This window comes from Nocardioides ultimimeridianus (assembly GCF_054777895.1).
In genome coordinates this window covers 306,745-319,406 of sequence record NZ_BAAHAB010000017.1, presented here as the reverse complement: position 1 = coordinate 319,406, position 12,662 = coordinate 306,745, and the positions used below count along the sequence as shown (strand labels likewise).

11 protein-coding genes are annotated in these 12,662 nt (G+C 70.6%); 2 read left to right on the top strand and 9 right to left on the bottom strand.

What is annotated here, in order from left to right:
• Window positions 1-471: 471 nt before the first annotated feature.
• Window positions 472-1,437, bottom strand: coding sequence for a hypothetical protein (locus ACYU8V_RS16890; RefSeq protein ID WP_460849000.1), 966 nt, complete (start codon window positions 1,435-1,437; stop codon window positions 472-474).
• A 67-nt stretch (window positions 1,438-1,504) separates the two neighbouring features.
• The gene (gene clpB, locus ACYU8V_RS16885; protein WP_460848999.1) at window positions 1,505-4,093 is read right to left on the bottom strand and encodes an ATP-dependent chaperone ClpB; all 2,589 of its coding nucleotides are present in this window, start codon (window positions 4,091-4,093) and stop codon (window positions 1,505-1,507) included.
• Between the two features lie 200 nt (window positions 4,094-4,293).
• Here clpB and ACYU8V_RS16880 point away from each other — a divergent pair, with 200 nt between their 5' ends.
• Window positions 4,294-4,737, top strand: a complete 444-nt coding sequence (locus tag ACYU8V_RS16880) for a hypothetical protein (RefSeq protein ID WP_460848998.1) — start codon at window positions 4,294-4,296, stop codon at window positions 4,735-4,737.
• A gap of 18 nt (window positions 4,738-4,755) precedes the next feature.
• On the opposite strand, the gene ACYU8V_RS16875 is transcribed toward ACYU8V_RS16880, so the two are convergent.
• From ACYU8V_RS16875 to dnaK, 6 genes are all read right to left on the bottom strand, one after another.
• Window positions 4,756-5,700 (bottom strand): Abi-alpha family protein, encoded by a 945-nt coding sequence (locus ACYU8V_RS16875; RefSeq protein ID WP_460848997.1) that lies wholly within the window; start codon window positions 5,698-5,700, stop codon window positions 4,756-4,758.
• Between the two features lie 34 nt (window positions 5,701-5,734).
• Window positions 5,735-7,060: a hypothetical protein gene (locus tag ACYU8V_RS16870; RefSeq protein ID WP_460848995.1), complete on the bottom strand. Its 1,326-nt coding sequence runs from the start codon at window positions 7,058-7,060 to the stop codon at window positions 5,735-5,737.
• 98 nt (window positions 7,061-7,158) lie between these two features.
• Complete coding sequence (locus tag ACYU8V_RS16865; RefSeq protein ID WP_460848994.1) at window positions 7,159-7,608, bottom strand: heat shock protein transcriptional repressor HspR; 450 nt, start codon at window positions 7,606-7,608, stop codon at window positions 7,159-7,161.
• Window positions 7,608-8,804, bottom strand: a complete 1,197-nt coding sequence (gene dnaJ, locus ACYU8V_RS16860; RefSeq protein ID WP_460848993.1) for a molecular chaperone DnaJ — start codon at window positions 8,802-8,804, stop codon at window positions 7,608-7,610. Before dnaJ ends, ACYU8V_RS16865 begins: the two co-directional genes overlap by 1 nt.
• Before the next feature lie 30 nt (window positions 8,805-8,834).
• Entirely contained in the window at window positions 8,835-9,425 is a 591-nt protein-coding gene (gene grpE, locus ACYU8V_RS16855) for a nucleotide exchange factor GrpE (protein WP_460848992.1), read from the bottom strand.
• On the bottom strand, window positions 9,422-11,263 hold the full coding sequence (gene dnaK, locus ACYU8V_RS16850; RefSeq protein ID WP_460848990.1) for a molecular chaperone DnaK: 1,842 nt from the start codon (window positions 11,261-11,263) through the stop codon (window positions 9,422-9,424). The genes grpE and dnaK overlap by 4 nt, the downstream gene beginning before the upstream one ends.
• A gap of 240 nt (window positions 11,264-11,503) precedes the next feature.
• Between dnaK and ACYU8V_RS16845 the strand changes: the two genes are divergently transcribed.
• A complete protein-coding gene (locus ACYU8V_RS16845) occupies window positions 11,504-12,058 on the top strand; it encodes a hemerythrin domain-containing protein (RefSeq protein WP_460848989.1) in 555 nt (184 codons plus the stop codon).
• 6 nt (window positions 12,059-12,064) lie between these two features.
• Here ACYU8V_RS16845 and ACYU8V_RS16840 read toward each other — a convergent pair whose 3' ends face one another.
• Window positions 12,065-12,658 (bottom strand): hypothetical protein, encoded by a 594-nt coding sequence (locus tag ACYU8V_RS16840; protein ID WP_460848988.1) that lies wholly within the window; start codon window positions 12,656-12,658, stop codon window positions 12,065-12,067.
• Between the last annotated feature and the right edge of the window lie 4 nt (window positions 12,659-12,662).

Here is a 12,662-nt window from a genome sequence, read left to right as displayed (position 1 = left end):
GGCCCAGGCCAGGACCGCGGTGAGCTCGTCGAGGTCGGCTTGGCGTCGGGTGGTCACCGCACCGCTGATGGCGGCGAGGATGCCGCCGCAGCTGGAGTGATCGCCCGAGATCATGTCCCTATTTTAGTCGAACATAGTAGCGATACAAGTGGATAAGCCTGTGGATTGTGTGGATAACGGATCGCCTTCCGCGGGGCTGTCCACAGTCGTGCGGGCGGCCGCGCAGCGGCGGCGCGGGCGAAGCCCGTGCCGTTGTCGCGCCGTCCAGCCGTGCGCCAGGGCCCCGCGGTCAAGGACGGCCGAAGCCAGGGTCCAGTCATCGCGGTTGCCTTGCAGCCCGGTCGAACCGAGGCGGAGCGAGTCGTGTCGGCCGAGTTGGTTTCGATACGTCGCTCGCTGGCGCTCGCGACTACTCAACCAACGACAAGGGCTGATCGGCACTCGCCGCTTCTCAACCAGCGCGGCCGGCCCTCATCCCCGCCACCGCGCCGCATCGGAGCGCAGCAGCTGGATCGTGCTCACCAGGCAGCCGACCGCGACGAGCAGGAGGGGAAGGAAGGCGATGGCGCCGATGAGGGCGCAGACCCCGGCCCCGATCGCGGAGACGGCGAGCATGATCCGGGCCCAGCCGTGGCCGAACCACGCCAGGGCCGCCAGCGCCATCGCGAGGAGGCACCAGAGCAGCAGGAGCGCGAGGACGACGTACAGCTCGGTGCGGACCTGGGTCTCGGTGAGGCTGTCGGCCATCGAGCCCCACATCGCGTGCGAGCGGTCGATGACGTCGGCGATGAACGCGTCGCCGGATCGCGCCAGCCACACCATCGCGGCCACCATGCCGATCGCGGTGAGGCCCGAGCAGACCCACGCGGTCACGCAGGCGCGGACCAGGGAGACGGGCCGCCGAGTCAGGGGTGGGTACGCCGACGGGGCCCACGTCGGGGGCAGGGCCGTCGGAGGCGCGGCGGGTCCGGGCGGCGGCGGAGCGGCCACGGGCGTCGACACCGGCCGGGTGCGGGCCGCGGGCTCGCGCCCGGCGTACCAGTCCGCCACCGGGGGCAGCCAGAGCAGCGCGATGCCGACCAGCACGAACGGCTCGAAGTAGCCGGAGGTGCCGAACCACCCCACCAGCACGAACGGCGCGAGCACGCTCAGGCCGATCCGCGCGCTGCGCGAGCGCTTCGGCACCTGACCGGCCAGGACCGCCGCCGCGGCGGCGGCCCCGCCACCGATCAGGCACAGCACCCGCAGGACGGTCGCGAGCGAGGACACGGTGAGCCCGCCCAGCTGGCCTCGCGAGACCACCTCGGCGAGCTGCTCCTGCACCTCCAGGCTGTGCAGCCCGGCGATCCGCTCCCAGGCCGTCGCGATCACCAGCACCGACCCGCCCGCGATCAGCGCCGTCGCAAGGGGGACCTGGGCGGGGCGCGGCGCACTCATGCGCGCCATTCCACCAGATGCCGAACGGCCCCCGGGATTCCCCAGGGGCCGTTCGGGTGAGACGGTCTCAGCTCAGGACCAGGCCGTCCTCGCCGACGTCGACGGTGACCGATCCGCCGTCGGAGACGGTGCCCGAGATCAGCAGCCGCGCCAGCGGGTCGCCGATCGCGGACTGCACCAGCCGCCGCAGCGGACGGGCGCCGTACGCCGGGTCGTAGCCCACGTCGGCCAGCCAGGTCCGCGCGGCGTCGGTGACCTCGATGGAGATCCGCCGCACGGCCAGCCGCTTCTCGAGCGAGGCCAGCTGCAGGTCGACGATGTGGGCCAGGTCGTCCTTCGAGAGCGCGTCGAAGGTGACGATCTCGTCGAGCCGGTTGAGGAACTCCGGCTTGAACGCCTGCCGGACGATGCCCAGCACCGCCTCCTTCTGCGCCTCGGGATCCAGGGTCGGGTCGACCAGGAACTGCGAGCCCAGGTTGGAGGTCAGGATCAGGATCGTGTTGCGGAAGTCCACCGTCCGCCCCTGGCCGTCGGTGAGCCGACCGTCATCGAGCACCTGCAGCAGGATGTCGAAGACCTCGGGGTGGGCCTTCTCGACCTCGTCCAGCAGCACGACCGAGTAGGGACGCCGGCGGACCGCCTCGGTGAGCTGGCCGCCCTCGTCGTACCCGACGTAGCCCGGAGGGGCACCGACCAGACGCGCCACGGAGTGCTTCTCGGCGTACTCGCTCATGTCGATGCGGACGATCGCCCGCTCGTCGTCGAACAGGAAGTCCGCCAGCGACTTGGCGAGCTCGGTCTTGCCGACACCGGTGGGGCCGAGGAACAGGAACGAGCCGGTGGGGCGGTCGGGGTCGGCGATGCCGGCCCGCGCGCGTCGTACGGCGTCGCTCACGGCCTCGACCGCGGGACGCTGGCCGATCAGCCGCTCGCCGATGACCTGCTCCATCTCCAGCAGCTTGGCGGTCTCGCCCTGCAGCATCCGGCCGGTCGGGATGCCGGTCCAGGCCTCCACGACCTCGGCGATCTGCTCGGCGCCGACCTCCTCGCCGACCAGCTTGTCGCTGGGCGACTCGGCGTCCTCGGCGGCCTCGACGGCCTTGATCTGCAGCTCCAGTGCGGGGATCTGGCCGTAGAGCAGCTCGCTGGCCTTCTCGTACTGCTGCTCGCGCTGCAGCTTGTCGGCCTCGATCCGGAGCTGGTCGAGCTGGCGGCGCAGGTCGCCCTCGCCCTCGAGCTCGGCCTTCTCCCGCTCCCAGCGCAGCTCCAGCCCGCGCAGCTCCTCCTCCTTGTCGGCGAGGTCCTCGCGCAGGTCGGCGAGCCGCTCGGCGCTGGCAGCGTCGGACTCCTTGGCGAGCGCGAACTCCTCCATCTTCATCCGGTCGACCTGGCGGCGCAGCTGGTCGATCTCCTCCGGGGAGGACTCGATCTCCATCCGCAGCCGGGAGGCCGCCTCGTCGACGAGGTCGATCGCCTTGTCGGGCAGCTGCCGGCCGGTGATGTAGCGGTCCGACAGGGTCGCCGCCGCGACGAGCGCCGCGTCGGTGATCCGCACCCCGTGGTGCGCCTCGTACTTCTCCTGGATGCCGCGCAGGATCTGGATGGTGTCCTCGACGGACGGCTCGCCGACGTACACCTGCTGGAAGCGGCGCTCCAGCGCCGGGTCCTTCTCGATGGACTCGCGGTACTCGTCGAGCGTGGTGGCGCCGATCATGTGCAGCTCGCCGCGCGCCAGCATCGGCTTGAGCATGTTGCCGGCGTCCATCTGGCTGTCGCCGCCGGCGCCCGCGCCGACGACGGTGTGCAGCTCGTCGATGAAGGTGATGACCTGGCCCTCGGCCTGCTTGATCTCCTCCAGGACGGCCTTGAGCCGCTCCTCGAACTCGCCGCGGTACTTCGCGCCCGCGACCATGCCCATCAGGTCCAGGGACAGCACCCGCCGGCCCTTGAGGGAGTCCGGTACGTCGCCCGCGACGACCCGCTGCGCGAGCCCCTCGACGACGGCGGTCTTGCCGACGCCGGGCTCGCCGATGAGCACCGGGTTGTTCTTGGTACGCCGCGACAGCACCTGTACGACGCGGCGGATCTCCTGGTCGCGACCGATGACCGGGTCGAGCCTGCCCTCCTCGGCGGCCGCGGTCAGGTCGACGGAGTACTTCTCCAGCGCCTCGTAGGTGTCCTCGGCGTTCTCGCTGGTGACCCGGCGGCCGCCGCGCATCGCGCCGACGACCTCGCGCAGCCCGTCGGCGGTGAGTCCGGCCTGCTCGAGCACCGTCTTCGCGGTGGACTCGACGGTGGCGAGCGCGATCAGCAGGTGCTCGGAGGCGACGTACTCGTCCTGCATCGACTGCGCGAGGTCCAGCGCCGAGGCCAGCACCCGCGTGGTGGCCGGGGAGGCCGTGGGCTGCTTGACGGTCGCGCCGCTCGCGGACGGCAGCTTGTCGCGCTCGGCGACCGCGGCGCGCACGAGGGCAGGGGCGTCGACGCCCGCCTTCGTGACGACGTTGGCAGCCGATCCCTCGCTCTGCAGCAGCAGGGCGACGAGGAGGTGGATGGGCTCGAGGGTGCTGTTGCCCGCCGAGGTGGCGGCAAGGTTGGCGGCCTCGATCGCCTCGCGTGCGCGCGTGGTGAACTTGTCGGCCCCGAACTGGCTCAATGCAGGCTCCTGTGGTTGTCCGTCGGATAGATCATCTGGGGTGGCCCCCGGCAGCGCCAGGGACCATCGTCATCTGTCTCAACGTCGACAAAGTTGAGTCCATTCCACTCAACTTTAGATTCGTCGGCCTGTCTAGACCCGGAAGCCCCGATCGGGCCAAATCGGCCCGCGCCGGCGCGGCCACGCGGTACACATCGGGGATGCAGCGACCCACCTCGAACCGCAGCGGGCTCGTCGCCGCCCTGCTCGCCCTCGGCCTCGCCCTCCTCATCGCGGGAGTGGGCGCGGTCGGATTCGGATCCGGTACGGCGGCCACCGCGACCACCGCGACCTCCACGGACGCGCCGTCGCCCGGCACCACGACGATCGACGACTCGCACATGGTCATCGGCCTGCGGTACTTCCGGGTCCGCCACCTCTCCGGCCACCGCTACCGGATCGCCTGGGCGACCCAGAACGCCCCGACCACCACCGTGCAGCTGGTACGCCGCGACGGCACCGTCGTGCGCACCGTCCTGACCAGCCACGGCTCCTCCGGGAGCACCGCGGTGACCGTGCGACACCCGCGCCTGCGCAGGCTGCGCGTCCTGCTCCTCGCCCCGGACGTCCGCTACACCAGGGACTTCCGCTTCCCGACCTCGTGACGAACGGCCGGCGGACGGCTACTCCGCGTCGATCTCCGGCGGCGCGTCGTGCACGGGCAGGTCGTCGCTGGCGGCGACCCGCTCGTCGACCAGCGCCAGCTTGGTGAACTCCTCACCGAACGGCGTGAGGTGGATCGAGCGCCGCACGACCTTGGCGAACTTCACCGAGTGCAGGGCCGCCAGGACGTCCGGCTGCGCCTCGAGCACCTGGTACTCCTGGTGCTCCCTGACGGCCTCACGGGAGAACCAGATCAGGCCGAGCCGGAACAGGTTGTTGAGGTACGCCGGCACCTGGTCCAGGTAGCGCAGGCCGGCCCGCGCGCCCACCATGTTGAGCCCGGGCGCGACCAGCTGCGAGGAGACCATGCCGATCGGGCCGCCGGTGCGCACGTCGACGCTGGGCTGCGGGCCACGCTCGAGCAGCATCACCAGGATCCGCGCCTCGTCGGGCGCCATCTCGTCGAGGATCCGGTCGAAGGCGGGGTGCCGGTTGTCGCTGCTCCACACGTCGCGCGACTTGGCGAGGAGGTCCTGGCCACGCTCGCGCAGCGAGGTGGGGCGGCTGTCGATCACCTGGCCGTCCACGGTGGGCGTGGCCGCTGAGGGGCGCGACGGCGCGCCGCCGCCGAGCGCGCTGCCGGCATTCATCAGCGCGTTCGCGACGGGGATGCCGTCGGCGACCTGCTTGGCGATCTCGCTCAGCGCGCCGACGTACTGGCTCACGTCGCGGACCAGCGAGGCCGCCTCCTCGCGGCTCGTCACCGCGCGGCCGACCCGCATCCAGTTGCGGCTGGTGGTGCGCAGGCCCCAGCCGGCCGTGTGCAGCGCGGCCGAGCCGGCGACCCGGGCCAGACCCGGCAGCGTCTCGACGACCGCCGGGGTCGAGAGCGACCCGGGCACCGCGGGGAGGCGCGGCAGCCCCTCCTCGTCGTACGCCTCGTCCTTCGTCGCCCGCTTCGCCACGTCCACTCCCAAGTTCACTGTTCGTTGCGCCCGGTCACGCCGGCGGGAAGCCGGGGATCAGGCCGTAGTTGAAGATCGCCAGGTGCAGGAAGCCGCCGGCGGCGCCCATGATCGCGCCGTGCGCGTAGAGCATCCACTCGTCCTCCTTGATCGCCGAGCGCATCATCTCGACGAAGTCGCGGGGCGGGAGCTCCTTGGTACGCCGGGCGATGAGCGTCTTGATCTTGCTCGACTGCTTCGCGCTGAACTCCGGGTCGCGGAACGGCGTGATCGTGCGACCGACCGCCTCCAGCGCGAAGGAGTCCTTGATGCTGTTGTAGCGCTTGGCGCCCATGGCGATGTTGACCGCGCCGCGCAGCGGGCCGGCGGCCTTGTCGATCGCGGGCTTCATCGCGGTCCCGATCATCTGCCGGGTGCGGTCGCCGCGCGGGCCGTCCATGAGGAAGTCGCCGATCCGCTCGAGCGTGATGACGTCGTCGGCGATGATCTTGGCGTAGACCTCGGCGCACTCGTCCTGGCGGCGCAGGAACAGTCCCTGCACCTTGATGCCGAGGATCCGGTGCGGCTCCGGCGGGTCGAAGATCAGCCACATGCCGAGCAGGTTGGTGACCCACCCGACCACGATGCCCATGACCGGCAGCAGCCACTCCAGGTGCCAGGTCTGGTCGATGAGGGCGACCGGGATGCCGAGCAGGAAGCCGAAGATGAAGCCGAACGCCACCATCAGGTTCAACTCGCGCTGGCCGACGTCCTTGAAGACCTTGACCACCAGGTCCGGGTTCTTCCGGAAGTGGTCGATGACCATGATCTTCGGGTCGAGCAGCTGGTTGATGTGCACGCCGATCTCGTCGGTGATCGTCTTCACGACCGACGGCAGCTGGGCCTGGACCCGGTCCACGACCGCCTGGCGGACGCCGACGGGGAGGTCACGCCACAGCTTCGGGTGCTCCCGCATCATGACCTGGTCGACCAGCTCGGGCAGGTCGGGACGGAACACCGACACGATGTGCTCGGCGATCTGATCGGGCTCGAGCTGGGCGTAGAACTCCGCCGGCGTGCCGAGCTTCGCGATCACCTTGTCGACGGCGATGGAGCCCATCTTGGCGGCGCGCGCGGGCACGATGCCCTGCCAGCCGAAGCCGCCGTCCATCCAGCCCGGGATCTCCTGGAGCTTGCGCGGCAGGACACCGGCGATCTCCTTGAGGCCGGGCACCTTGAAACCGACGAACTTCACCGGGCTGAACAGCATCCACAGGCCCGACCAGTTGATCAGCCAGCCGATGATGCCGGTGAAGAAGGGGATGGAGACGAAGGCGAACCAGTCGACGCCGTCCGCCCAGTGGTTGAGCCAATCCAGCACGCGAAACCCTTCGTCCAGCCCTCTCCCTGGCCGAAGGCTAGTGCCTCAGCGACTCCGCGTCACACGTAACCGCAGATCAGACGGGGCGTGGCGATCGCTCAGCGCGGGCGGCGCCACACCACGACCGCCTGCTGGGCCGTCGTGGGGCGCAGGACCGGCAACCGGTCCGACGGCGTGGGAGGTACGACGGGCGGCGTGGCCGTCGCGCGGCGCAGCGCCTCGCGCGTGGCCTCCAGCTCGGCCATCAGCTCGGCGTTGCGGGACCGCAGGGCGTGCACCGAGCTCTCCAGCTCCAGGATCCGGCGGACGCCCTCGATGCCGATGCCCGAGGACGTCAGCTGCGCGATCGTGCGCAGCCGGTCGATGTCGTCGCTGGAGTAGCGGCGGCCACCGCCGCCGGTGCGGCCGGGCGTGATCAGACCCATACGCTCGTAGGTGCGCAGCGTCTGCGGGTGCAGCCCGCTGAGCTCGGCGGCCACGCTGATCACGAAGACCGCGGCCGCCGGGTCGTGCGACCCGGCGGCCTCGTCGGTCGGCCGGCCGGCCATCACGACGCCTCGAACAGGTTGGCCCGCAGCGGCGTCGAGGCCGTGACGGCGGCGTACGCCTCCAGCGCTGCCCGCGCCTCGTCGTCGAGGTGGGCGGGCACCTGGACCGCCACCGTGGCGAGCAGGTCGCCGTGGCTGCCGTCCTTGCGCTGCACGCCCTTGCCGCGCACCCGGAAGGTGCGGCCGTCGGGCGTGCCCGCGGGGATCCGCAGCGTGACCGGCGCGCCGCCGAGCGTCGGGATCTTCACCTCCGCGCCCAGGGCGAGCTCGGTGAAGGAGACCGGCACGTCCAGGGTCAGGTTGTCGTCCTTGCGCCCGAAGACGCGGTGGCCGGTGACCTTGACCGTGACGTAGAGGTCGCCGGCGGGACCGCCGTGCTCCCCCGGCGCGCCCTTTCCGCGCAGCTTGATCCGCTGCCCGTCCTTGACGCCGGCCGGGATCTTGGCCTGGACCGTGCGCGTGGCCTTGCCGTGGCCGGTGCCGTGGCAGACCGGGCAGGGCTCGTCGTACACCATCTGGCGTCCGCCGCAGGTCGGGCAGGTCTCGTTCATGGAGAACGCGCCGCCCATCGAGGCCACGACGTACCCGCTGCCGTCGCAGGTCGGGCAGACGTGCGGCTGGGTGCCCGGCTTGCCGCCGGACCCACGGCAGGTCTGGCAGACGCTGTCGGAGGAGATCCGCAGCGACACCGTGGCGCCCTCGAGCGCATCGCTGAAGCCGATGGTCGCCGTGGTCTCCAGGTCGCCGCCGCGCACCGCCCGTTGGGTACGCCGCCCGCCACCGCCGCCTCCGAAGAGGTCGCCGAACAGGTCGCCGAACCCACCGCCGCCCCCGGACCGCTCGCGGAGCAGGTCCTCGAGGTTGACGCTGCCGCCGCCCCCGAAGCCGCCCGAGCCGCCGCCGAAGCCCCCGCCGGCCGGGTAGCCGCCGAAGCGGCCGCCCGCGAACATCTCCCGCGCCTGGTCGTACTTCTTGCGCTTGTCGGGATCGCCGATCACGTCGTTGGCCTCGGAGGCGGCCTTGTACTTGTCGTGCTTCGCGCTGTCGCCGGGATGGGTGTCCGGGTGGTTGGCCTTGGCGATCTTGCGCCACGCCTTCTTGATCTCGTCGGCCGTGGCCGTCTTGGCGACGCCCAGCTCCTTGTAGAAGTCCTTGTTCGCCCAGTCGGCCCGGATGCCGTCCATCGGGTCACTCATCGCACACCTCCCATCCGTTCACTCCATCCGTCACTCAGGGTCGACGACCAGCACCTGCGCGGCACGCACGACCCGGTCGCCGATCTTGTAGCCGGCCTTCGCGACCAGCTTGATCGTGGTGACCTGTACGTCGGCATCCGCACCCAGGTGGCTGAGCGCCTCGTGCAGGGTCGGGTCGAACGGCTCGCCGGGCTCGCCGAACTTGACCAGGCCCACGCCGGCGACCACGCGCTCCAACTGCTCGGCGACGGCCTTGAAGCCGCCCTCGAGCGGCTCGTGCTCACGGGCCCGGTCGATGGTGTCGAGGACCTCGACGATCGGGGCGAGCGCGGCGTACGTCGCGTTCTCCTTGATCAGCTCGCGGTCCCGCTCCACGCGGCGCTTGTAGTTGAGGTACTCGGCCTGCAGCCGCTGGAGGTCCAGCGTCAGCTCGGAGACCTTGCTCTCTGCGGCCGCGAGGGGCTCGTCGGCCTGCTCGACCTCCGCGACGTCCTGGGGCTCCAACGGGCCGCCCTCCTCCAGCAGGTTGTCGATCCCGCTGATGTCAGTGTCACTGGCGGGGACCTCGACCCCGGCCCCTTCCGGGGCCGGAGTCGGGTCAGGCTGGCTGCCTTCGGTCACTTGGACTCGTCCTCGTCGACGATCTCGGCCTCGACGACGTCGTCGTCGGCCTCGCCGGTCGCACCGGTGGACCCACCGGCGGCGGCCTGCTCGGCCTCGGCGGCGGCGTACATCGCGGCACCCATCTTCTGGCTGGACTCACCCAGCTTGGAGATGGCCGGGGTGAGCTCGTCGGCGCCGGCCTCGGCGTTCTCGAGGACGGCCTTCAGCGCGTCGACGTCGGCCTGGACCTCGGTCTTGACGTCCTCGGGCAGCTTCTCGCCGTTGTCGGCCAGGAACTTCTCGGTCTGGTAGACGAGCTGGTCGGCCTGGTTGCGGACCTCGACCGTCTCGCGACGGGCGGCGTCCTCGGCGGCGTACTGCTCGGCCTCCTTGACCATCCGGTCGATGTCGTCCTTGCTCAGCGCCGAGCCACCGGAGATCGTCATCGACTGCTCGCGGCCGGACGCCTGGTCCTTGGCGGAGACGTGCACGATGCCGTTGGCGTCGATGTCGAAGGTGACCTCGATCTTCGGGACGCCCCGCGGCGCCGGCGGCAGGCCGGTCAGCTCGAAGTTGCCGAGCTGCTGGTTCTGCGCCCACATCTGGCGCTCGCCCTGGGCGACCTTGATCTCGACCGACGGCTGGTTGTCGTCGGCGGTGGTGAAGATCTCGGACCGCTTGGTCGGGATCGTGGTGTTGCGCTCGATCAGCGTGGTCATCACGCCGCCCTTGGTCTCGATGCCGAGGGACAGCGGGGTGACGTCGAGGAGCAGCACGTCCTTGACCTCGCCCTTGAGCACACCGGCCTGGAGCGCGGCACCCAGCGCCACGACCTCGTCGGGGTTGACGCCCTTGTTGGGCTCCTTGCCGCCGAGCAGGTCCTTGACGACGTCGGTGACCGCGGGCATGCGGGTCGAGCCGCCGACGAGGACCACGTGGTCGATGTCGGAGACCTTGACGCCGGCGTCCTTGAGCACGCTCTGGAAGGGCGCCTTGGTCCGGTCGAGCAGGTCGGCGGTGATCTTCTGGAACTCCGAGCGGGTCAGCTTCTCCTCGAAGTGCAGCGGGCCGTTCTCACCGTGGGTGATGTAGGGCAGGTGGATCGTGGTCTCCTGGCTGGAGGAGAGCTCGATCTTCGCCTTCTCCGCCGCCTCCTGGAGCCGCTGGGCCGCGATCTTGTCGGAGGCCAGGTCGACGCCGTTGGCGTCCTTGAACTTCTTGACCATCCAGTCGACGATCCGCTGGTCCCAGTCGTCGCCACCGAGGTGGTTGTCACCGCTGGTGGCCTTCACCTCGACGACGCCCTCACCGATCTCCAGCAGCGAGACGTCGAACGTGCCGCCACCGAGGTCGAAGACCAGGATGGTCTGGTCCTCGCCCTTGTCCAGGCCGTAGGCCAGCGCGGCCGCGGTCGGCTCGTTGACGATCCGGGCGACGTTCAGGCCCGCGATCTCGCCGGCCTCCTTGGTGGCCTGGCGCTGTGCGTCGTTGAAGTACGCCGGGACGGTGATCACCGCGTCGGTGACCGTCTCGCCGAGGTAGGCCTCCGCGTCGCGCTTCAGCTTCTGCAGCACGAACGCGCTGATCTGCTGGGGGGTGAAGTCCTTGCCGTCGATGTCGACGGTCCAGTCCGTGCCCATGTGCCGCTTGACCGACCGGATGGTCCGGTCGACGTTGGTGACGGCCTGGCGCTTGGCAACCTCGCCGACCAGCACCTCACCGCTCTTCGCGAACGCGACCACCGACGGGGTCGTGCGGGCGCCCTCGGCGTTCGCGATGACCGTGGGCTCGCCGCCCTCCAGGACCGCGACGACGCTGTTCGTCGTACCGAGGTCGATGCCGACAGCTCGTGCCATGTTGTGTTCCTCCTGATTGCTGTGCTTGAAGATCTTGGGTGCAACTTACTTGAGCCGCAACGACTCAACTCTACATCGATGCCAACGAGGGTGGTGGGCGGGATGTTCCCGGGCGCCCGAACTTTCTCGGCAGGGACCTCGCGGGGATCTCGCGGGGATCTCGCGGGGGATCCGGGGAGCGTGCCGGCGGGGCGACGGGGTACCGAGCGGACCCCACGCACCCGAGCACGGAGGTCACCCATGGACGCCAACGTCGTCGACCTGATCATGAACGATCACCGCGAGCTGGAGCGGATCTTCCAGCAGCTGCAGACCCAGCCCGACCAGCGCCCCACCCTGGTGCCGGTCATGATCTCGCTGCTCACCGCCCACAGCCGCGCCGAGGAGAGCGAGGTCTACCCGGCCGCGACCGAGGCGGGCATCGCCGACGACGTCGAGCACAGCCAGAAGGAGCACCTCGAGGCCGACCAGCTGGCCGCCGACGTGGCCGCCACCGACGTCGACGCCCCGGACTTCGACGAGAAGCTGCAGAAGCTCATCGACGCGGTGAGCCACCACGTCGAGGAGGAGGAGTCGACGGTGCTGCCCGGCATGAGCAGCGGCCTCAGCAGCGAGCGTCTCGCCGAGCTCGGCAAGGCGTTCCTCGCCAGCCGGGAGGAGCACCTCGGCGAGATGCCCGCCGACACCACGAAGGCCGAGCTCGAGCAGCAGGCGGCCAACGCGGGCATCAGCGGCGCCTCCTCGCAGACCAAGGAGGAGCTGGCCTCGACCCTGCGCAACGCCGCGGAGGAGTAGGCGGCGCTACTGGACCGTGACGTCGACCGGGTTCGAGGCGATGTTGCGCGACTTGTCGAGCACCCGGAAGGTGTTCTTGCCGCTCACGCCGGTCTGGATGTAGGTCGAGAAGGTCGCATTGCTCACCGGGACCGTGGCCGCGAAGTCGACCCACGCGCCGCTCTGCTTGCGCTGCACCTGGAGGATCTCGCCCTCGCCGCCCGGATAGACGCCGGTGAGGTCGATCTTGCCGAAGTTCGGCACCGTGGTCTCCAGGGCCTGCAGCGAGATCTCGCCGAGCGAGGGCTTGTCGCTCTTCGAGGCGGTGGGCTCGCTCGCGGCGGAGTCCGTGGACCCGGTGTCCGCAGGCCCGGTGGGCTCCTCGGTGTTGAGGGTGATCAGCGGGCCACCGGTGTCGGTCGTCCGCTCCGGCGGCGGGAGGTACATCGACTCACCCTGCCCGGCGCCGGCGTCGGAGCTGCCGCCCCCGGCGATGCCCAGCACGTGGGTGCCGACGAGCGCCGCGATCGCGAGGATCAGCCCGACCGCAAGCGAGACACCGACGAGCGCCACGAGGCCGGTGCGGACGGGGTTGTCGTCGTCGAACGGGCTCTGGCTCACGCGG

Excerpts from the sequence above, each read along its gene's own strand:
- ACYU8V_RS16890 (WP_460849000.1), bottom strand. The coding sequence starts at position 1,437 with ATGAGTGCGCCGCGCCCCGCCCAGGTCCCCCTTGCGACGGCGCTGATC.
- ACYU8V_RS16880 (WP_460848998.1), top strand. The coding sequence starts at position 4,294 with ATGCAGCGACCCACCTCGAACCGCAGCGGGCTCGTCGCCGCCCTGCTC.
- ACYU8V_RS16865 (WP_460848994.1), bottom strand. The coding sequence starts at position 7,608 with ATGGCCGGCCGGCCGACCGACGAGGCCGCCGGGTCGCACGACCCGGCG.
- dnaJ (WP_460848993.1), bottom strand. The coding sequence starts at position 8,804 with ATGAGTGACCCGATGGACGGCATCCGGGCCGACTGGGCGAACAAGGAC.
- dnaK (WP_460848990.1), bottom strand. The coding sequence starts at position 11,263 with ATGGCACGAGCTGTCGGCATCGACCTCGGTACGACGAACAGCGTCGTC.
- ACYU8V_RS16845 (WP_460848989.1), top strand. The coding sequence starts at position 11,504 with ATGGACGCCAACGTCGTCGACCTGATCATGAACGATCACCGCGAGCTG.